General features: G+C 40.8%; 25 protein-coding genes. All 25 read left to right on the top strand.

What is annotated here, in order from left to right; all coding sequences use genetic code 11:
• The first annotated feature begins 99 nt into the window (after window positions 1–99).
• The 25 genes from tgt to WKI42_RS04945 all read left to right on the top strand — a co-directional run bounded on the left by tgt (window position 100) and on the right by WKI42_RS04945 (window position 20559).
• Window positions 100–1242 (top strand): tRNA guanosine(34) transglycosylase Tgt, encoded by a 1143-nt coding sequence (gene tgt / locus WKI42_RS05065; RefSeq protein ID WP_001285237.1) that lies wholly within the window; start codon window positions 100–102, stop codon window positions 1240–1242.
• Between the two features lie 100 nt (window positions 1243–1342).
• On the top strand, window positions 1343–3160 hold the full coding sequence (locus WKI42_RS05060; protein ID WP_368081342.1) for an acyltransferase family protein: 1818 nt from the start codon (window positions 1343–1345) through the stop codon (window positions 3158–3160).
• 151 nt (window positions 3161–3311) lie between these two features.
• A complete protein-coding gene (gene nagA, locus WKI42_RS05055; protein ID WP_176139655.1) occupies window positions 3312–4463 on the top strand; it encodes an N-acetylglucosamine-6-phosphate deacetylase in 1152 nt (383 codons plus the stop codon).
• A 162-nt stretch (window positions 4464–4625) separates the two neighbouring features.
• Window positions 4626–5684 (top strand): zinc-dependent alcohol dehydrogenase family protein, encoded by a 1059-nt coding sequence (locus tag WKI42_RS05050; RefSeq protein WP_016398446.1) that lies wholly within the window; start codon window positions 4626–4628, stop codon window positions 5682–5684.
• Between the two features lie 146 nt (window positions 5685–5830).
• Window positions 5831–6196: a DUF1033 family protein gene (locus WKI42_RS05045; RefSeq protein ID WP_000286409.1), complete on the top strand. Its 366-nt coding sequence runs from the start codon at window positions 5831–5833 to the stop codon at window positions 6194–6196.
• Between the two features lie 76 nt (window positions 6197–6272).
• Window positions 6273–7214, top strand: a complete 942-nt coding sequence (comGA, locus tag WKI42_RS05040) for a competence type IV pilus ATPase ComGA (RefSeq protein WP_368081341.1) — start codon at window positions 6273–6275, stop codon at window positions 7212–7214.
• A complete protein-coding gene (gene comGB, locus WKI42_RS05035; RefSeq protein ID WP_368081343.1) occupies window positions 7162–8178 on the top strand; it encodes a competence type IV pilus assembly protein ComGB in 1017 nt (338 codons plus the stop codon). The genes comGA and comGB overlap by 53 nt, the downstream gene beginning before the upstream one ends.
• Before the next feature lies 1 nt (window position 8179).
• A complete protein-coding gene (gene comGC, locus WKI42_RS05030) occupies window positions 8180–8506 on the top strand; it encodes a comG operon protein ComGC (RefSeq protein WP_368081340.1) in 327 nt (108 codons plus the stop codon).
• Entirely contained in the window at window positions 8499–8903 is a 405-nt protein-coding gene (gene comGD, locus WKI42_RS05025; protein WP_368081339.1) for a competence type IV pilus minor pilin ComGD, read from the top strand. The genes comGC and comGD overlap by 8 nt, the downstream gene beginning before the upstream one ends.
• Complete coding sequence (comGE, locus tag WKI42_RS05020) at window positions 8866–9168, top strand: competence type IV pilus minor pilin ComGE (protein ID WP_368081338.1); 303 nt, start codon at window positions 8866–8868, stop codon at window positions 9166–9168. The genes comGD and comGE overlap by 38 nt, the downstream gene beginning before the upstream one ends.
• Window positions 9131–9592, top strand: a complete 462-nt coding sequence (gene comGF / locus WKI42_RS05015; RefSeq protein ID WP_368081337.1) for a competence type IV pilus minor pilin ComGF — start codon at window positions 9131–9133, stop codon at window positions 9590–9592. The genes comGE and comGF overlap by 38 nt, the downstream gene beginning before the upstream one ends.
• The gene (gene comGG / locus WKI42_RS05010; RefSeq protein WP_368081336.1) at window positions 9570–9983 is read left to right on the top strand and encodes a competence type IV pilus minor pilin ComGG; all 414 of its coding nucleotides are present in this window, start codon (window positions 9570–9572) and stop codon (window positions 9981–9983) included. The genes comGF and comGG overlap by 23 nt, the downstream gene beginning before the upstream one ends.
• Before the next feature lie 32 nt (window positions 9984–10015).
• A complete protein-coding gene (locus WKI42_RS05005; protein ID WP_368081335.1) occupies window positions 10016–10603 on the top strand; it encodes a class I SAM-dependent methyltransferase in 588 nt (195 codons plus the stop codon).
• A 59-nt stretch (window positions 10604–10662) separates the two neighbouring features.
• Entirely contained in the window at window positions 10663–11616 is a 954-nt protein-coding gene (locus tag WKI42_RS05000; RefSeq protein WP_368081334.1) for a class I SAM-dependent methyltransferase, read from the top strand.
• Between the two features lie 49 nt (window positions 11617–11665).
• Window positions 11666–12856 carry an acetate kinase gene (locus tag WKI42_RS04995; protein WP_050271142.1) on the top strand — a complete coding sequence of 397 codons (1191 nt, stop codon included), beginning with the start codon at window positions 11666–11668 and terminating at the stop codon, window positions 12854–12856.
• Between the two features lie 148 nt (window positions 12857–13004).
• Complete coding sequence (rnpA, locus tag WKI42_RS04990) at window positions 13005–13376, top strand: ribonuclease P protein component (RefSeq protein ID WP_368081333.1); 372 nt, start codon at window positions 13005–13007, stop codon at window positions 13374–13376.
• Window positions 13351–14175 carry a membrane protein insertase YidC gene (locus WKI42_RS04985; RefSeq protein ID WP_368081332.1) on the top strand — a complete coding sequence of 275 codons (825 nt, stop codon included), beginning with the start codon at window positions 13351–13353 and terminating at the stop codon, window positions 14173–14175. The genes rnpA and WKI42_RS04985 overlap by 26 nt, the downstream gene beginning before the upstream one ends.
• Before the next feature lie 14 nt (window positions 14176–14189).
• A complete protein-coding gene (jag, locus tag WKI42_RS04980) occupies window positions 14190–15176 on the top strand; it encodes an RNA-binding cell elongation regulator Jag/EloR (protein WP_368081331.1) in 987 nt (328 codons plus the stop codon).
• Window positions 15177–15226: 50 nt separating this feature from the next.
• Window positions 15227–15850, top strand: a complete 624-nt coding sequence (locus WKI42_RS04975) for an HI_0552 family protein (protein WP_368081330.1) — start codon at window positions 15227–15229, stop codon at window positions 15848–15850.
• A 130-nt stretch (window positions 15851–15980) separates the two neighbouring features.
• Window positions 15981–17438 carry a PTS ascorbate transporter subunit IIC gene (locus WKI42_RS04970; protein ID WP_368081329.1) on the top strand — a complete coding sequence of 486 codons (1458 nt, stop codon included), beginning with the start codon at window positions 15981–15983 and terminating at the stop codon, window positions 17436–17438.
• 22 nt (window positions 17439–17460) lie between these two features.
• Window positions 17461–17742, top strand: coding sequence for a PTS sugar transporter subunit IIB (locus WKI42_RS04965; RefSeq protein WP_000241466.1), 282 nt, complete (start codon window positions 17461–17463; stop codon window positions 17740–17742).
• 76 nt (window positions 17743–17818) lie between these two features.
• A complete protein-coding gene (locus WKI42_RS04960) occupies window positions 17819–18304 on the top strand; it encodes a PTS sugar transporter subunit IIA (RefSeq protein WP_001049928.1) in 486 nt (161 codons plus the stop codon).
• A gap of 16 nt (window positions 18305–18320) precedes the next feature.
• Window positions 18321–18986: a 3-keto-L-gulonate-6-phosphate decarboxylase UlaD gene (locus WKI42_RS04955; RefSeq protein WP_000166738.1), complete on the top strand. Its 666-nt coding sequence runs from the start codon at window positions 18321–18323 to the stop codon at window positions 18984–18986.
• A 3-nt stretch (window positions 18987–18989) separates the two neighbouring features.
• Complete coding sequence (locus tag WKI42_RS04950; protein ID WP_368081328.1) at window positions 18990–19853, top strand: L-ribulose-5-phosphate 3-epimerase; 864 nt, start codon at window positions 18990–18992, stop codon at window positions 19851–19853.
• 1 nt (window position 19854) lies between these two features.
• Complete coding sequence (locus WKI42_RS04945; RefSeq protein ID WP_368081327.1) at window positions 19855–20559, top strand: L-ribulose-5-phosphate 4-epimerase; 705 nt, start codon at window positions 19855–19857, stop codon at window positions 20557–20559.
• Window positions 20560–20694: the final 135 nt, after the last annotated feature.

Raw genomic sequence — 20694 nt, 5'->3', positions numbered from 1 at the left:
GTTCGTGACAGTTCCTACTTTTTTTGATAAAATCATACAGTATGCCCTTGGGCACAAAGTATGAACTGGGACTGTCTTTCCCAGCTTCGGAGGTAAAAAATGTCAGATTCACCAATCAAATATCGTTTGATTAAGAAAGAAAAACACACAGGAGCTCGTCTGGGAGAAATCATCACTCCCCACGGTACCTTCCCGACACCTATGTTTATGCCAGTTGGGACACAAGCCACTGTCAAAACTCAGTCGCCTGAAGAATTGAAGGAGATGGGTTCGGGAATTATCCTGTCAAACACCTATCATCTCTGGCTTCGTCCTGGAGATGAACTCATCGCACGCGCAGGTGGTCTCCACAAGTTCATGAATTGGGACCAGCCTATCTTGACAGATAGTGGTGGTTTCCAGGTTTATTCTTTAGCAGATAGCCGGAATATCACAGAAGAAGGCGTAACTTTTAAAAACCATCTCAATGGGTCTAAGATGTTCTTGTCTCCGGAGAAAGCTATCTCTATTCAGAACAATCTGGGCTCAGACATCATGATGTCCTTTGACGAATGTCCCCAGTTTTATCAACCTTATGACTACGTTAAGAAATCAATCGAGCGTACCAGCCGTTGGGCTGAGCGTGGTTTGAAGGCTCATCGTCGTCCGCATGACCAAGGTTTGTTTGGAATTGTGCAGGGGGCTGGATTTGAAGATTTGCGTCGCCAATCAGCTCATGACCTTGTCAGCATGGACTTCCCAGGCTACTCTATCGGTGGTTTGGCAGTGGGAGAAACCCACGAAGAGATGAATGCGGTCTTGGACTTCACAACTCAGTTGTTGCCAGAAAACAAACCTCGCTATTTGATGGGTGTGGGAGCGCCAGATAGCTTGATTGATGGGGTGATTCGTGGTGTAGATATGTTTGACTGTGTCTTGCCGACTCGAATCGCTCGTAATGGGACTTGTATGACTAGTCAGGGACGTTTGGTTGTAAAAAATGCTCAGTTTGCTGAGGACTTTACGCCACTGGATCCTGAATGTGATTGCTACACATGTAAGAACTATACACGCGCTTATCTTCGTCACCTGCTCAAGGCTGATGAAACCTTTGGTATCCGCTTGACTAGCTACCACAATCTTTACTTCTTACTTAACCTGATGAAGCAAGTGCGACAAGCCATCATGGATGACAATCTCTTGGAATTCCGTGAGTATTTTGTTGAAAAATATGGCTATAATAAATCAGGGCGTAATTTCTAAAATGGAATTGATATAAGCTAAAAATCCTAAGTTTTCTCTTGGGATTTTTCTTCTTTTTTTGATAGAATAAAGTGTACAATGAAAGGAAGAATAAACTCGTATGCGCATTAAATGGTTTTCCTTGATTAGGATTACAGGTTTACTATTGGTACTCTTGTATCATTTCTTTCAGACAATCTTTCCTGGAGGATTTTTCGGGGTAGATGTCTTTTTCACATTTTCAGGTTTTCTGATTACGGCTCTACTCATCGAAGAGTTTTCTAAAAATCATGAGATTGACTTGATTGGATTTTTTAGGAGACGCTTTTATCGGATTGTGCCACCTGTGGTTTTGATGGTCTTGGTAACCATGCCCTTTACCTTCCTAGTTCGCCAAGACTATGTGGCTGGAATTGGAGGTCAGATTGCGGGTGTCTTAGGCTTTATGACCAACTTCTATGAACTCCTAACAGGTGGGAGTTATGAATCTCAGTTCATTCCTCATTTGTTTGTTCATAATTGGAGCTTGGCTGTTGAGGTTCACTACTATATTCTATGGGGATTGGCAGTTTGGTTCTTATCCAAACAGGCTAAATCAAATGGTCAGTTGAGAGGAATGGTTTTTCTCTTGTCTGCTACTGCCTTCTTGATTAGTTTCTTCTCCATGTTTATTGGTAGTTTTCTAGTAAACTCTTATTCCTCTGTTTACTTCTCCAGTTTAACTCATGTCTATCCATTCTTTTTGGGAAGTATTCTAGCAACGATTGTAGGTGTTCGTCAGACAACTTCTTTAGTTAAGCAGTTGGGTAGAATCTGGGATTTACGCAAGACCCTTTTAGTTTTTGGAGGAGGTTTTGGCTTCTTACTCATTTTGACTTTCTTTGTCAAATTTACCTATCTCTTTGCCTATCTTATTGGCTTCTTGCTTGCCAGTCTTGCAGCCCTAGCTATGATTCTGGCGGCGCGTGTCTTGCATGAAAAGACTCCTAACGTACAGGAGCCAAAGATTATCAGCTTTTTAGCGGATACTAGCTATGCGGTTTATCTTTTCCATTGGCCTTTCTACATTATTTTCTCACAATTGACATCAAATCTTCTTGCTGTGTTACTGACTTTGATTTTTTCTTATGGATTCTCTAGTCTTTCATTTTATATATTGGAACCTTGGATTGCAGGCAAGAACACACCTGTTTTACAAACTCTTCGTCCTCTGCCTCACATTCACACAATCCTTGCAGCGAGTACAGGAATCTTGGCCTTCATTGTCTTTTTAGTGACTTTGATGGCACCACAAGTGGGAGCGTTTGAGACAGACTTAACTGTCAATGGCTTGAAGCAAGCTGCTAGTAATATTGCCCAAACAAAAGTGATGGCAGAACGAGCAGAAGCTGATAGTTTGGGGATTGCTGATGGTACTATGTTAATTGGTGATTCAGTGGCTTTAAGGGCAAATACAGCCCTGCAGACAGCTCTTCCTGGAGCACAAATTAACGCGCAGGTCAGCAGAACAACCAAGACTGCCAATGAAATCATGCTAAACAATAGCCAGAATAAATTTTTACCTAAGATGGTGGTCATTGCGACTGGGGTAAATAATCCTGAAAATTACAAGGAAGACTGGGATAGTATCGTAAAAAATCTTCCTAAGGGCCACCATATGGTTTTGGTGACTCCTTATGAGGGGGATAAGACAAAAGAGACCTATGCAATCGTTGAGAAGGAGGCTGCCTATATGAGAGAATTGGCAGAGAAGACTCCTTACATCACGATAGCAGATTGGAATCAAGCTGCTAAGGAACATCCAGAAATCTGGGCAGGAACAGACCAAGTCCATTTCGGAAGTGACACTAGCACTATTGAAGCAGGAGCTAAATTGTATGCAGATACGATTGCCACAGCCTTGCAAACAGCTCAAGACAAGCCGGTCAAATCAAAATAACTTGTATTAAAAAGAGAAGAGTTGGAGAAATCCAGCTCTTTTAAAATATCTCTAGAAAATAGGTCTATACCATTTACAAATGAATCAGAAAAGTTTATAATGTAATTGACATAATAAATATCAAAAGTAATCTTTTAAGGAGGTCATTATTATGCCTAATTACGTTAAAGCGGATCAGTTTTTCTATCCATTTGGCATTCGTCGCGGTGGGTACTTAGAACTTGTTGATGGCAAATTTGGGAAACATGTGGATCAAATTCCTGAAGGAGCAGAGGTTCTTGACTATACTGGTTATAGCATTGCACCAGGTCTTGTGGATACTCATATTCATGGATATGCAGGTGTAGATGTGATGGACAACAATATTGAAGGTACATTGCATACTATGAGTGAAGGACTTCTTAGTACCGGTGTTACCAGTTTCTTGCCCACAACTTTAACAGCCACTTATGAGCAATTGCTTGCAGTCACTGAAAATCTTGGAAACCATTATAAAGAAGCAACAGGTGCTAAGATTCGTGGGATTTATTATGAAGGTCCATATTTCACAGAAACTTTTAAGGGGGCACAAAATCCAACTTATATGAGAGACCCGGGTGTTGAGGAGTTTCATTCTTGGCAGGATGCTGCAAAAGGGATGCTAAATAAAATCGCTATTGCACCAGAACGTGATGGGGTGGAAGATTTTGTACGTACTATTACAGGTGAAGGTGTGACAGTTGCACTTGGACACTCAGATGCGACATTTGAACAAGCTAAGAAGGCAGTTGATGCTGGAGCTAGTGTATGGGTACATGCCTATAATGGGATGCGTGGTTTAACACACCGCGAACTAGGTATGGTAGGAGCTATGTATGAGCTCCCACATACTTACGCAGAATTGATTTGTGATGGTTATCACGTAGATCCAAAAGCTTGTGAGATTTTACTTAAGCAAAAAGGAACAGAAAATATTGCTCTTATCACAGACTGTATGACAGCTGGTGGATTGGAAGACGGTGACTATATGTTGGGAGAATTTCCAGTAGTGGTTGCCAATGGAACTGCACGTCTCAAATCGACAGGCAATTTGGCAGGTTCTATCCTCAAACTCAAGGATGGTTTGAAGAATGTGGTCGAATGGGGTATTGCAAATCCGCATGAAGCAGTCATGATGGCCAGCCTCAATCCAGCTAAATCTGTTCACATCGATGATGTCTGTGGCCAAATCCGTGAAGGTTATGACGCGGACTTTATCGTACTAGATAAAGATTTGGAATTGGTAGCTACCTATCTAGATGGTGTGAAACGTTATCAAGCATAAGAGAGAAGGCAGAAGTTAGAGACTAGCTTCTGCTTTTTTATGTATGGTACTTTACCGGTAAATGAAAAAGTTAAAAAAATCACAAAAAAGCTTGAACAAACAAATGAAAAGGCTTACAATTACATTGTAAATAGTACAAATAAAAAAACGGAGGAGTGCTTTATGAAAGCTTATACTTATGTTAAACCAGGACTTGCTTCTTTTGTTGATGTAGACAAACCAGTGATTCGCAAGCCAACAGACGCTATTGTGCGTATCGTAAAAACCACTATTTGTGGAACAGACCTCCATATTATCAAAGGGGATGTTCCGGCTTGCCAAAGTGGTACCATTCTTGGTCACGAAGGAATTGGGATTGTTGAAGAAGTTGGAGAAGGAGTTTCGAACTTCAAAAAAGGCGACAAGGTTTTGATTTCTTGTGTCTGTGCCTGTGGCAAATGCTACTACTGTAAAAAAGGAATTTATGCCCACTGTGAAGACGAAGGGGGCTGGATTTTCGGTCACTTGATTGATGGTATGCAGGCTGAATATCTACGTGTCCCTCATGCAGATAACACTCTTTACCACACTCCAGAAGACTTGTCAGATGAAGCTTTGGTTATGCTATCAGACATTCTGCCTACTGGATATGAAATTGGTGTCTTGAAAGGGAAAGTAGAACCTGGTTGTAGTGTAGCCATTATTGGTTCAGGTCCAGTTGGCTTGGCTGCTCTCTTGACAGCTCAATTCTATTCACCAGCTAAATTGATTATGGTGGACTTAGACGATAACCGCTTGGAAACTGCTTTATCATTCGGTGCGACTCATAAGGTTAATTCTTCAGACCCTGAAAAAGCCATTAAAGAAATTTATGATTTGACAGATGGTCGTGGTGTAGATGTTGCTATCGAAGCTGTTGGTATTCCTGCAACATTTGACTTCTGTCAAAAGATTATTGGTGTAGATGGAACTGTTGCCAACTGTGGAGTACATGGTAAACCAGTTGAATTCGATTTGGACAAACTTTGGATCCGCAACATCAATGTAACAACTGGTTTGGTATCTACAAATACCACTCCACAATTGTTGAAAGCTCTTGAAAGTCATAAGATTGAACCAGAAAAATTGGTCACTCACTATTTCAAACTCAGTGAAATTGAAAAAGCCTATGAAGTCTTCGGTAAGGCAGCAGACCACCATGCTATTAAGGTCATCATCGAAAACGATATCTCAGAAGCCTAAGTAGTAAAAAGATTTTTGAACATAAGCAAATAGAAATTCAGTCATCCATCAGATGGCTGGATTTTTTATCGAAAAATTAAGAAATGAGCATATTTCTTTCCTTGTCTGGCGGAATTGGTTATAATATACGGTACAGAGGAATGAATATGTATCGTGTTATAGAAATGTACGGAGATTTTGAACCGTGGTGGTTCTTAGAAGGTTGGGAAGAAGATATTGTAGCAAGTAAGAAATTTGACCAGTATTATGATGCTCTCAAATACTACAAAACTTGCTGGTTTAGACTGGAACAAGAATCCCCTCTTTATAAAAGTAGAAGCGACTTGATGACCATTTTTTGGGACCCAGAAGACCAACGCTGGTGTGATGAATGTGATGAGTATTTACAACAATACCATTCTTTGGCTCTTTTGCAGGATGAGCAGGTTATTCCAGATGAAAAACTACGCCCAGGCTATGAAAAACAAACTGGTCAGGAAAGGCACCGTTCTTGCCGTATGAAATTAAAATAGAGAAAAAGTAACTTTTTGGGAGTTGCTTTTTTATTTTTTCCAAATCTTTGCGAATAGTATAGGTGAGGAGGTAAGTATGGTTCAAGAAATTGCACAAGAAATCATTCGTTCAGCTCGGAAAAAAGGGGCGCAAGACATTTATTTTGTCCCTAAGTTAGACGCCTATGAGCTTCATATGAGGGTGGGAGACGAGCGCTGTAAAATTGGTTGCTATGATTTTGAAAAATTTGCGGCCGTTATCAGTCATTTCAAGTTTGTGGCGGGTATGAATGTGGGAGAAAAGCGACGTAGTCAGCTAGGCTCCTGCGACTATGCCTATGAACAGAAGATGGCGTCCCTACGTTTATCTACCGTAGGCGATTATCGAGGTCATGAGAGTTTAGTTATTCGCTTGTTGCACGATGAGGAGCAGGATTTGCATTTTTGGTTTCAGGATATTGAAGAATTGGGCAAGCAGTACAGGCAACGAGGACTCTATCTTTTTGCTGGTCCAGTCGGCAGTGGCAAGACGACCCTGATGCACGAATTAGCCAAGTCTCTTTTTAAGGGACAACAAGTCATGTCCATTGAAGATCCGGTAGAAATCAAACAAGAGGATATGCTACAGTTGCAGTTGAATGAGGCGATTGGACTAACCTATGAAAATCTAATCAAACTTTCTTTGCGTCATCGTCCTGACCTCTTGATTATCGGAGAAATTCGAGACAGCGAAACGGCGCGTGCAGTGGTCAGAGCCAGCTTGACAGGGGCGACAGTCTTTTCAACCATTCATGCCAAGAGTATCCGAGGTGTTTATGAACGCTTGCTGGAGTTGGGTGTGAGTGAGGAGGAATTAGCAGTCGTTCTGCAAGGAGTCTGCTATCAGAGATTAATCGGGGGAGGAGGAATTGTTGACTTTGCAAACAAAGACTATCAAGAACACCAGTCAAATAGCTGGAATGAACAAATTGACCAGCTTCTTAAAGATGGACATATCACAAGTCTTCAGGCTGAAACGGAAAAAATTAGCTACAGCTAAGCAAAAAAATATCATCACCTTGTTTAACAATCTCTTTTCCAGCGGTTTTCATCTGGTGGAGACCATTTCCTTTTTAGATCGGAGTGCCTTGTTGGACAAGCAGTGCGTGACCCAGATGCGCACAGGTTTGTCTCAGGGAAAATCATTCTCAGAAATGATGGAAAGTTTGGGCTTTTCAAGTGCTATTGTCATTCAGTTATCCCTAGCTGAAGTTCATGGGAATCTCCACCTGAGTTTGGGAAAGATAGAAGAATATCTGGACAATCTGGCCAAGGTCAAGAAAAAATTAATTGAAGTAGCGACCTATCCCTTGATTTTGCTGGGTTTTCTTCTCTTAATTATGCTGGGACTGCGAAACTACCTACTACCACAACTGGATAGTAGCAATATTGCCACCCAAATTATTGGTAATCTGCCACAAATTTTTCTAGGAATGGTAGGGTTTGTTTCAGTAGGTGTCCTTTTAGTACTAACTTTTTATAAAAGAAGTTCTAAGATGCGTATCTTTTCTATCTTAGCATGCCTTCCCTTCTTTGGAATCTTTGTACAGACCTATTTGACAGCCTATTACGCGCGTGAATGGGGTAATATGATTTCGCAGGGGATGGAGCTGACGCAGATTTTTCAGATTATGCAGGAACAAGGCTCTCAGCTATTTAAAGAAATCGGTCAAGATCTAGCTCAAGCTCTGCAAAATGGTCGGGAATTTTCTCAAACCATAGCAACCTATCCTTTCTTTAAAAAGGAGTTGAGTCTCATTATCGAGTATGGGGAAGTCAAGTCTAAGCTGGGGAGTGAGTTGGAAATCTATGCTGAAAAAACTTGGGAAGCATTTTTTACCCGAGTCAACCGCACCATGAATCTGGTGCAGCCACTGGTTTTTATCTTTGTGGCTCTGATTATCGTTTTACTTTATGCGGCAATGCTCATGCCCATGTATCAAAATATGGAGGTAAATTTTTAACATGAAAAAAATGATGACATTCTTGAAAAAAGCGAAAGTAAAGGCTTTTACACTTGTGGAGATGTTGGTGGTCTTGCTCATCATCAGCGTGCTTCTCTTGCTCTTTGTACCTAATCTGACCAAGCAAAAAGAGGCGGTCAATGACAAAGGAAAAGCTGCTGTTGTTAAGGTGGTGGAAAGTCAGGCAGAGCTTTATAGTTTAGATAAAAATGAAGAGGCTAGCCTAAGTAAGTTACAAGCAGATGGGCGCATCACGGAAGAACAGGCTAAAGCCTATAAAGAATACCATGATAAAAATGGAGGAGCAAATCGTAAAGTCAATGATTAAGGCCTTTACCATGCTTGAAAGTCTCTTGGTTTTGGGACTTGTGAGTATCCTTGCCTTGGGTTTGTCTGGTTCTGTCCAGTCCACTTTTGCGGCGGTAGAGGAGCAGATTTTCTTTATGGAGTTTGAAGAACTTTATCGGGAAACCCAAAAACGCAGTGTAGCCAGTCAGCAAAAGACAAGTTTGAGCATAGACGGACATACCATTAGCAATGGCAGTCAAAAGTTGACAGTTCCTAAAGGAATTCAGGCACCATCGGGACAAAGTATCACATTTGACCGATTTGGGGGCAATTCGTCCCTGGCTAAGGTTGAATTTCAGACCAGTAAAGGAGCGATTCGTTATCAATTATATTTAGGAAATGGAAAAATTAAACGCATTAAAGAAACAAAAAATTAGGGCAGTGATTTTACTGGAAGCAGTAGTTGCTCTAGCTATCTTTGCCAGTATTGCGACCCTCCTTTTGGGACAAATTCAGAAAAATAGACAAGAAGAAGCAAAAATCTTGCAAAAGGAAGAAGTCTTGAGGGTAGCTAAGATGGCTCTGCAGACAGGTCAAAATCAGGTAAACATCAACGGAGTTGAGATTCAGGTGTTTTCTAGTGAAAAGGGATTGGAGGTCTACCATGGTTCAGAACAGTTTTTGGCAATCAAAGAGCCATAAGGTTAAGGCTTTTACCTTATTAGAATCCCTGATTGCCCTCATTGTCATCAGTGGAAGCATACTCCTCTTTCAGGCCATGAGTCAGCTCCTCATTTCAGAAGTTCGCTACCAGCAACAAAGCGAGCAAAAAGAGTGGCTCTTGTTTGTGGACCAGCTGGAGGCAGAATTAGACCGTTCGCAGTTCGAAAAAGTAGAAGGCAATCGCCTCTATATGAAGCAGGATGGCAAGGAAATTGCGATAGGTAAGTCTAAATCGGACGATTTTCGGAAAACCGATGCCAGTGGACGAGGTTATCAGCCCATGGTTTATGGACTCAAATCCGCACAGATTACAGAGGAAAATCAAGTGGTTCGTTTTCGTTTCCAGTTTCAAAAAGGCTTAGAAAGGGAGTTCATCTATCGTGTGGAAAAAGAAAAAAGTTAAGGCAGGAGTTCTCCTCTATGCAGTCACCATAGCAGCCATTTTTAGTCTTTTGTTACAATTTTACTTGAACCGACAGGTCGCTCACTATCAAGACTATGCTTTGAATAAAGAAAAATTGGTTGCTTTTGCCATGGCTAAACGAACCAAGGATAAAGCCGAGCAAGAAAGTGGGGAACAGACCTTTAATCTGGGTCAGGTGAGTTATCAAAATAAGAAAACAAACTTGGTGACAAGGGTTCGTACGCCTAAGAGACAATATGAATTCATCTTTCCTTCAGTCAAAATCAAAGAAGAGAAAAAGGATAAAAAGGAAGAGGTAGCGACTGATTCAAGCGAAAAAGCGGAGAAGAAAAAATCAGAAGAGAAGCCTGAAAAGAAAGAGAATTCCTAGCTAATCAAGCTACTTTGTGCTAAACTAAAAATATGAAACATGATTTTAACCACAAAGCAGAAACTTTCAATTCCCCTAAAAATATCTTTCTTGCAAACTTGGTTTGTCAAGCAGTCGAGAAACAGATTGATCTTCTATCAGACAAAGAAATTTTGGATTTCGGTGGAGGGACGGGGCTATTAGCCTTGCCTCTGGCCAAACAAGTAAAGTCTGTAACATTGGTGGATATTTCGGAGAAAATGCTGGAGCAAGCTCGTTTGAAAGCGGAGCGACAAGAAATCAAGAATATCCAGTTTTTGGAGCAAGATTTACTGGAAAAACCCTTGGAGAAAGAGTTTGATCTCATTGTTGTTTGTCGGGTTCTTCATCATATGCCTGATGTGGATGTGGCTCTCTCACTGTTTCATCAGCATTTGAGGGAAGATGGGCAACTCCTACTTGCTGATTTTACCAAGACAGAAGCTAACCATCATGGATTTGAATTGGCTGAACTGGAAAACAAGCTAGCCCAGTTTGGTTTTTCGAGCATTGATAGTCAGATCCTCTATAGTGCTGAGGACCTGTTTCAAGGAAATTACTCAGAACTCTTTTTAACAGTAGCCCCAAAATCACTCGCCTAGTCAGGGAGTGATTTTTTATAAGGATGGAAAAAAGCAGGGAAATTTGATAAGATAGGAATATGGATTTTGAAAAAATTGAACAAGCTTATACCTATTTACTAGATAATGTCCAAGTCATCCAAAGTGATTTGGCGACCAACTTTTATGACGCCTTGGTGGAGCAAAACAGCATCTATCTGGATGGTGAAACTGAGCTAGAGCAGGTCAAAGACAACAATCAGGCTCTTAAGCGTTTAGCACTACGCAAAGAAGAATGGCTCAAGACCTACCAGTTTCTCTTGATGAAGGCTGGGCAGACAGAGCCCCTACAGGCCAATCACCAGTTTACACCAGATGCTATTGCTTTGCTTTTGGTGTTTATTGTGGAAGAGTTGTTTAAAGAGGAGGACATCACTATCCTCGAAATGGGTTCTGGGATGGGAATTCTAGGCGCTACTTTCTTGACCTCGCTTGATAAAAAGGTGGATTATTTGGGAATGGAAGTGGATGATTTGCTGATTGATTTGGCGGCTAGTATGGCAGATGTAATTGGTTTGCAGGCTGGCTTTGTCCAAGGAGATGCCGTTCGTCCACAGATGCTCAAAGAAAGTGATGTGGTCATCAGCGACTTGCCTGTTGGCTATTATCCTGATGATGTCGTTGCGTCGCGTCATCAAGTTGCTTCTAGTCAAGAACATACCTACGCCCATCACTTGCTCATGGAACAAGGACTTAAGTATCTCAAGTCAGACGGATACGCTATTTTTCTAGCTCCGAGTGATTTGTTGACCAGTCCTCAAAGTGATTTGTTGAAAGGATGGTTGAAAGAAGAGGCCAGTCTGGTTGCTATGATTAGTCTGCCTGAAAATCTCTTTGCCAATGCCAAACAATCTAAGACTATTTTTATCCTACAGAAGAAAAGTGAAATAGCAGTAGAACCCTTTGTTTATCCACTTACTAGCTTGCAAGATGCAAGTGTTTTAATGAAATTTAAAGAAAATTTTCAAAAATGGACTCAAGGTACTGAAATATAAAATAGATTTTGTTATAATAGTTGAAAACGCTTAAAAGAGGTAATTGATAATGACAAAAACAATCGCAATCAATGCAGGAAGTTCAAGTTTAAAATGGCAATTATACTTAATGCCAGAAGAAAAAGTATTGGCGAAAGGCTTGATTGAACGTATCGGTTTGAAAGATTCAATTTCAACTGTAAAATTTGACGGCCGTTCTGAGCAACAAATTTTGGATATTGAAAATCATACACAAGCCGTTAAAATTTTATTGGATGACTTGATTCGTTTCGATATTATCAAGGCTTATGACGAGATTACAGGTGTTGGACATCGTGTTGTTGCCGGTGGAGAATATTTCAAAGAATCAACAGTTGTTGAAGGAGATGTTTTAGAAAAAGTTGAAGAGTTGAGCTTGTTGGCTCCTCTCCACAATCCAGCCAATGCAGCAGGTGTTCGTGCCTTTAAGGAATTGTTGCCAGACATTACCAGTGTAGTTGTTTTTGATACTTCCTTCCACACAAGTATGCCAGAGAAAGCTTATCGCTACCCTCTACCAACAAAATATTACACAGAAAACAAGGTTCGTAAATATGGTGCCCACGGTACAAGTCACCAGTTTGTAGCAGGAGAAGCTGCAAAACTCTTGGGACGTCCATTAGAAGACTTGAAGTTGATTACCTGTCATATTGGTAACGGAGGCTCAATTACAGCTGTGAAAGCTGGTAAGTCTGTCGACACTTCTATGGGCTTCACTCCTCTGGGGGGTATTATGATGGGAACTCGTACAGGGGACATTGATCCAGCTATCATTCCTTACTTAATGCAATATACAGATGATTTTAACACACCAGAAGATATTAGTCGTGTTCTGAATCGTGAATCAGGTCTTTTGGGAGTTTCTGCTAATTCTAGCGATATGCGCGATATAGAAGCAGCTGTAGCAGAAGGGAATCACGACGCTAGCTTGGCTTATGAAATGTATGTTGACCGTATCCAAAAACATATCGGTCAGTACCTTGCAGTGCTAAATGGAGCAGATGCCATTGTTTTCACAGCAGGTGTCGGTGAAAATGCAGCGAATTTCCGTCGTGATGTAATCTCAGGAATTTCGTGGTTTGGTTGTGATGTTGATGATGAAAAGAATGTCTTTGGTGTGACAGGAGACATCTCAACAGATGCAGCGAAAATCCGTGTTTTGGTTATTCCAACTGATGAAGAATTGGTCATTGCCCGTGACGTTGAACGCTTGAAAAAATAAGTAAAACTAGAAAAAATATTTAGGACAAGGAGTTGGGAAAGAGATTTTCCGGCTCCTTTTTCTGATGAAATTGTCCAAAACCTTGCTATGATTGGCTTTTTTGAAAAATATGGTATAATAGTAGTAATTTAATAGATGGAGTTGAGTTTTGAAGAAAAACTTTCGTGTAAAAAGAGAGAAAGATTTTAAGGCGATTTTCAAGGAGGGGACAAGTTTTGCCAATCGCAAATTTGTTGTCTACCAATTAGAAAACCAGAAAAACCATTTTCGAGTAGGTCTATCAGTTAGCAAGAAACTGGGGAATGCCGTCACTAGAAATCAAATCAAGCGACGGATTCGGCATATTATCCAGAATGCAAAAGGGAGTCTGGTAGAAGATGTCGACTTTGTTGTCATTGCTCGGAAAGGGGTCGAAACCTTGGAATACGCAGAGATGGAGAAAAATCTACTCCACGTATTAAAATTATCAAAGATTTACCAGGAAGGAAATGGGAGTGAAAGAGAAACTACAGTTGACTAGTTTGCTAGGTCTGTCTCTATTGATCATGACAGCCTGTGCGACTAATGGGGCAACTAGTGATATTACAGCCGATTCGGCTGATTTTTGGAGTAAATTTGTTTACTTCTTTGCGGAAATCATTCGCTTTTTATCGTTTGATATCAGTATCGGAGTGGGGATTATTCTCTTTACGGTCTTGATTCGTACAGTTCTCTTGCCAGTCTTTCAAGTGCAAATGGTGGCTTCCAGAAAAATGCAGGAAGCTCAACCACGTATTAAGGCGCTTCGAGAACAATATCCAGGTCGAGATATGGAAAGCAGAACCAAGCTAGAGCAAGAAATGCGTAAAGTCTTTAAAGAAATGGGTGTCAGACAGTCAGATTCTCTTTGGCCGATTTTGATTCAGATGCCGGTTATCTTGGCCTTGTTCCAAGCTCTCTCAAGAGTTGACTTTTTGAAGACAGGTCATTTCTTATGGATTAACCTTGGTGGTGTAGATACAACCCTTGTTCTCCCGATTTTAGCAGCAGTATTTACCTTTTTAAGTACTTGGCTGTCCAACAAAGCCTTGTCTGAGCGTAATGGGGCTACAACTGCGATGATGTATGGGATTCCAGTCTTGATCTTTGTTTTTGGAGTCTATGCTCCGAGCGGAGTCGCTCTCTACTGGGCAGTGTCCAATGCTTACCAAGTCTTGCAAACCTATTTCTTGAACAATCCATTCAAGATTATCGCAGAGCGAGAGGCGGTAGTTCAGGCACAGAAAGATTTGGAAAATAGAAAAAGAAAAGCCAAGAAAAAGGCTCAGAAAACAAAATAAGGAGGAATCTGGTAATGGTAGTATTTACAGGTTCAACTGTTGAAGAAGCAATCCAAAAAGGATTGAAGGAATTAGATATTCCAAGGAAGAAGGCACATATTAAAGTCATTTCTCGTGAGAAAAAAGGCTTTCTTGGTTTATTTGGTAAAAAACCAGCTCAAGTGGATATTGAAGCGATTAGTGAAACGACTGTTGTCAAAGCAAACCAACAAGCTGTAAAGGGAGTTCCAAAACAAATCAATGATTTGAATGAGCCTGTTAAAACAGTCAGTGAAGCAACTGTTGATTTGGGTCATGTTGTAGAGGCGATTAAAAAGATTGAAGAGGAAGGTCAAGGTATTTCTGATGAAGTCAAGGCTGAAATCTTAAAACATGAAAGACATGCCAGCACTATCTTAGAAGAAACTGGTCACATTGAGATTTTAAATGAACTTCAAATCGAGGAAGCGATGAGGGAAGAAGCGGGCGCTGATGACCTTGAAACTGAGCGAGACCAAACTGAAAATCAAGACTTGACAGAGATGGGCTTGAAAGTTGAACCGAGCTTTGATATTGCCCAGGTGGCTACGGATGTGACTGCCTATGTTCAAGCGATTGTGGATGACATGGACGTTGAAGCCACACTTTCAAATGATTATAACCGTCGTAGTATCAATTTGCAAATTGATACTAACGAACCAGGTCGTATTATCGGCTACCATGGTAAAGTCTTGAAGGCCTTGCAACTGTTGGCTCAAAATTATCTTTATAATCGCTATTCAAGAACCTTCTACATTACAATCAATGTCAATGATTATGTCGAACACCGTGCAGAAGTCTTGCAGACCTATGCGCAAAAATTGGCGACTCGTGTTTTAGAAGAGGGTCGTAGCCATCAAACAGATCCTATGTCAAATAGCGAACGTAAGATTATCCACCGTATTATTTCACGTATGGATGGCGTGACTAGTTACTCTGAGGGTGATGAGCCAAATCGCTATGTCGTTGTAGATACAGAATAAGTAAAATCAGGTTTATCCTGATTTTTTGCTAGCTAGAGGAGGTTAAACGGATGTTGAATAAGATAAGAGACTATCTAGACTTTGCAGGTTTACAGTACCGTAATCCAGATAAAGCTGGGGAAGAACGAGAGAAAATGCTGGAATTCCGCCATAAAGGTCAAGAGGCTCGAAAGGCTTTCACAGAACTGGCCAAAACCTTTCAAGCAAGTCATCCAGAATGGCAACTGCAACAGACTAGTCAGTGGATGAACCAAGCGCAGCGTTTACGACCACATTTTTGGGTCTATCTACAGAGTGAGGGGAAAGTGACAGAACCTATGTTGGCTCTTCGTTTGTATGGGACATCTGCTGACTTTGGAATTTCTTTGGAAGTCAGTTTCATAGAGCGCAAGAAAGATGAGCAAACCTTAGAGCAACAAGCCAAGGTATTAGAAGTTCCAGTGGTAGAAGGAATTTATTATCTAGCCTACTCTGATGGTCAAAGTCAACGGTGGGAGGCTACTGAGGAGAACCGTCAAATTTTAAGAAATAAACTATCCAATCAGGAAGTCCGAAAAGTTTTAGTGAAGGTAGATGTTCCTATGACAGAAAATTCGTCTGAAGAAGAAATCGTAGAAGGCTTATTGAAGTCTTATTCTAAAATTCTTCCCTATTATCTAGCTACGAGAAAATAAGATAATTTGTAAAACATCATAAATCATACAGTCCAAGAGTGAACAGTCCGCTGTGTAATTCTTGGTCTTTTTGTTTGCGCTTTCGCATTATATAATAAACTTACAAAAACAATTCAAAAGGAGAACAATTATGGAAGTCGTTTCAAGTGTTCTAAATTGGTTTTCTAGCAATATTTTGCAGAATCCCGCATTTTTTGTAGGTTTATTGGTGCTAATAGGATACGCACTTTTGAAAAAACCTGCCCATGACGTTTTCTCAGGGTTTGTTAAAGCAACAGTAGGGTATATGTTGCTCAACGTGGGTGCGGGTGGTTTGGTTACAACCTTCCGTCCGATCTTAGCAGCCCTTAACTACAAATTCCAAATTGGTGCAGCGGTTATCGACCCTTACTTTGGACTTGCTGCAGCAAACAACAAAATTGCAGCAGAGTTTCCAGATTTTGTTGGAACTGCAACTACAGCTCTATTGATTGGTTTCGGAATAAATATATTGCTCGTAGCTCTTCGCAAGATTACGAAGGTAAGAACCCTCTTTATTACTGGGCACATCATGGTACAACAAGCTGCAACCGTATCTCTTATGGTTCTATTCTTAGTCCCACAATTGCGCAATGCTTATGGTACAGCGGCAATCGGTATCATCTGTGGACTTTACTGGGCAGTTAGTTCAAATATGACTGTTGAAGCAACTCAACGCTTGACTGGTGGTGGTGGGTTTGCGATTGGTCACCAACAACAATTTGCAATCTGGTTTGTAGATAAAATAGCAGGACGCTTTGGTAAGAAAGAAGAAAGTTTAGATAATCTTAAATTACCTAAGTTCCTCTCAATCTTCCACGATACAGTTGTTGCATCTGCTACTTTGATGCTCGTATTCTTCGGAGCCATTCTTTTAATCTTGGGTCCAGACATTATGTCTAATAAAGAAGTCATCACTTCAGGAACTCTATTCAATCCTGCTAAACAAGATTTCTTTATGTACATTATCCAAACAGCCTTTACCTTCTCAGTTTACTTGTTCGTTTTGATGCAAGGTGTCCGCATGTTCGTATCTGAGTTGACAAACGCCTTCCAAGGTATTTCAAACAAATTGTTGCCAGGCTCATTCCCAGCGGTTGACGTTGCAGCTTCTTATGGATTTGGTTCTCCAAACGCTGTCTTGTCAGGATTTGCCTTTGGTTTGATTGGTCAATTGATCACAATTGTCTTGCTCATCGTCTTTAAAAATCCGATTCTTATTATTACAGGATTTGTACCAGTGTTCTTTGACAATGCAGCCATTGCGGTCTACGCTGATAAACGCGGCGGATGGAAAGCGGCTGTTATCCTATCATTCATCTCAGGTGTTCTCCAAGTTGCTTTAGGAGCTCTCTGTGTAGCTCTTCTTGATTTAGCATCTTATGGTGGTTACCATGGAAATATCGACTTTGAATTCCCATGGCTTGGATTTGGATATATCTTCAAATACCTTGGTATTGTTGGTTATGTACTTGTGTGTCTCTTCTTGCTTGTTATTCCTCAACTTCAATTTGCCAAAGCAAAAGATAAAGAGAAATATTACAACGGTGAAGTTCAAGAAGAAGCTTAGTATCTAGAAAAGGAGAAATAAAATGGTTAAAGTATTAGCAGCGTGCGGAAATGGAATGGGTTCATCAATGGTTATCAAGATGAAGGTTGAAAATGCTCTCCGTAAGCTTAATCAAACAGATTTTACAGTCAATTCATGCAGTGTCGGTGAAGCTAAAGGTTTAGCAGCAGGATATGACATCGTAATCGCTTCTCTTCATTTGATTCAAGAATTGGAAGGGAGAACTAATGGGAAGTTAATTGGGCTTGACAACTTGATGGATGATAAAGAAATCACTGAAAAACTCAGTCAAGCACTACAGTAAAAGGTTGGAGGGGGCTGGACAGAAACTGAGAGTTATCGTTTCTGTCCTTCTCCCTCTTTAAATAAAGGAGGCAGATATGAATTTAAAACAAGCTTTAATTGACAATGACTCGATCCGACTAGGGTTAGAGGCTAACGATTGGAAAGAAGCAGTCAAGGTAGCAGTAGATCCCTTGATTGAAAGTGGGGCAATTTTGCCAGAGTATTACGATGCTATCATTGAATCGACTGAAGAGTATGGCCCTTACTATATCTTGATGCCAGGTATGGCTATGCCCCACGCTAGACCTGAAGCGGGTGTGCAAAGTGATGCCTTTTCATTGATTACCTTACAAAATCCGGTTGTATTTTCAGATGGGAAAGAGGTCTCTGTTTTATTGGCATTAGCTGCAACAAGCTCAAAAATTCACACAAGTGTAGCCATTCCACAAATCATTGCCTTGTTTGAATTAGAAGATTCTATTGCACGTTTACAGGCTTGCCAGACTAAAGAAGATGTCTTGGCTATGATTGAAGAATCTAAGGATAGCCCTTATCTCGAAGGATTGGATTTGGAAAGTTAGAAAGAGGAATAAAGAAATGACAAAAAGAATACCTAATTTACAAGTTGCATTAGATCATTCAGACTTGCAAGGAGCGATTAAAGCAGCTGTTTCTGTTGGTCAGGAAGTAGATATTATCGAAGCTGGAACTGTTTGCTTGCTTCAAGTTGGAAGTGAACTGGTTGAAGTCTTGCGTAGCCTTTTCCCGGATAAGATTATTGTGGCAGACACAAAATGTGCTGATGCTGGTGGAACAGTTGCTAAAAATAATGCGGTTCGTGGAGCAGACTGGATGACTTGTATCTGTTGTGCAACCATCCCTACTATGGAAGCAGCTCTAAAGGCTATCAAGACTGAACGAGGAGAACGAGGCGAAATCCAGATCGAGCTTTATGGCGATTGGACTTTTGAACAAGCTCAGCTTTGGCTAGATGCAGGTATCTCACAAGCTATTTATCACCAATCTCGTGATGCTCTTCTTGCTGGTGAAACTTGGGGTGAAAAAGACCTTAATAAGGTTAAAAAACTCATTGACATGGGCTTCCGTGTATCTGTAACAGGTGGTCTAGATGTAGATACTCTCAAACTCTTTGAAGGTGTTGATGTCTTTACCTTTATCGCAGGTCGTGGAATTACAGAGGCTGTGGATCCAGCAGGAGCAGCGCGTGCCTTCAAGGATGAAATCAAACGAATTTGGGGGTAAACTATGGTACGTCCAATTGGAATTTATGAAAAGGCAACCCCGATACACTTTACTTGGCTAGAACGTTTAAATTTTGCAAAGGAGTTAGGCTTTGATTTTGTCGAGATGTCTATTGACGAACGTGATGAGCGTTTAGCAAGACTTGACTGGAGTAAGGAAGAACGCTTGGAAGTTGTCAAAGCAATCTATGAAACTGGTGTTCGTATTCCTTCTATCTGTTTTTCAGGCCATCGTCGCTACCCATTGGGATCAAATGATCCAGTTCTAGAGGAAAAATCTCTAGAACTCATGAAAAAATGTATCGAATTAGCCCAAGATTTGGGAGTTCGTACGATTCAACTAGCTGGTTACGACGTTTACTATGAGGAAAAGTCACCTCAGACACGCCAACGTTTTATCAAAAATTTGAGAAAAGCCTGTGACTGGGCTGAAGAAGCTCAGGTGGTACTTGCCATCGAAATTATGGATGATCCTTTCATCAATAGCATCGAAAAATACTTGGCTATAGAGAAAGAAATTGACTCTCCCTATCTCTTTGTCTATCCAGATATTGGTAATGTATCTGCCTGGCATAATGATGTCTACAGTGAATTTTGTCTCGGCCACCATGCCATCGCAGCTCTCCATCTCAAGGATACTTATGCAGTGACAGAAAGTTCAAAGGGCCAGTTCCGAGATGTACCTTTTGGGCAAGGTTGTGTCAAATGGGAAGAAGCTTTCGATATTTTAAAGCAAACCAATTATAATGGTCCTTTCCTAATCGAAATGTGGTCTGAAAATTGTGAAACTGTAGAAGAAACACGCGCAGCTATTCAAGAGGCCCAAGATTTTCTCTACCCACTAATTAAGAAAGCAGGTTTGATGTAAGATGAATCAAGTAATCAATGCTATGCGTAAACGAGTCTGTGATGCCAATCAATCATTGCCAAAACATGGACTTGTTAAATTTACCTGGGGCAATGTATCGGAAGTCAATCGCGAACTCGGTGTCATTGTTATCAAACCATCAGGCGTAGATTATGACGAATTGACCCCTGAAAACATGGTGGTAACTGACCTGGATGGTAAGGTTCTAGAAGGAGATTTAAGACCATCTTCTGATCTTCCAACTCATGTGCAATTATATAAGGCTTGGCCAGAGATTGCTAGTGTGGTCCATACCCATTCGACTGAAGCCGTTGGTTGGGCTCAGGCAGGCCGTGATATTCCTTTCTACGGGACAACCCATGCGGATTATTTCTACGGTTCAATCCCTTGCGCCCGTAGTTTGACCAAGGACGAAGTAGAAGTAGCCTATGAAAAAGATACTGGCCTAGTTATCGTAGAAGAGTTTGAACGTCGCGGACTTAACCCGGTTGAAGTACCAGGAATTGTTGTACGCAATCACGGTCCATTCACCTGGGGCAAAAACCCAGAGAATGCTGTCTATCACTCTGTTGTACTAGAGGAAGTATCTAAGATGAATCGCTTCACAGAGCAAATCAATCCAAGGGTTGAACCTGCTCCCCAGTACATCCTAGAAAAGCACTACCAACGTAAACATGGACCAAATGCTTATTACGGTCAAAAGTAAGAACGATGAAAGAGGAGGAAAAGATAAATTTAGCTCCTCTTTTTACATTTGATTTTTATTTAGACTAAAGTTGGAGTCGAAGTAATTTTGCAAGCTTTTTTAGAAATAGCACTTGATATATATATATATATATAT

Source organism: Streptococcus pseudopneumoniae, assembly GCF_038148935.1.
Taxonomy (GTDB): domain Bacteria; phylum Bacillota; class Bacilli; order Lactobacillales; family Streptococcaceae; genus Streptococcus; species Streptococcus pseudopneumoniae_U.
Note: the sequence above shows the minus strand (reverse complement) of the source record. Positions and strands in the feature narration are given on the sequence as shown.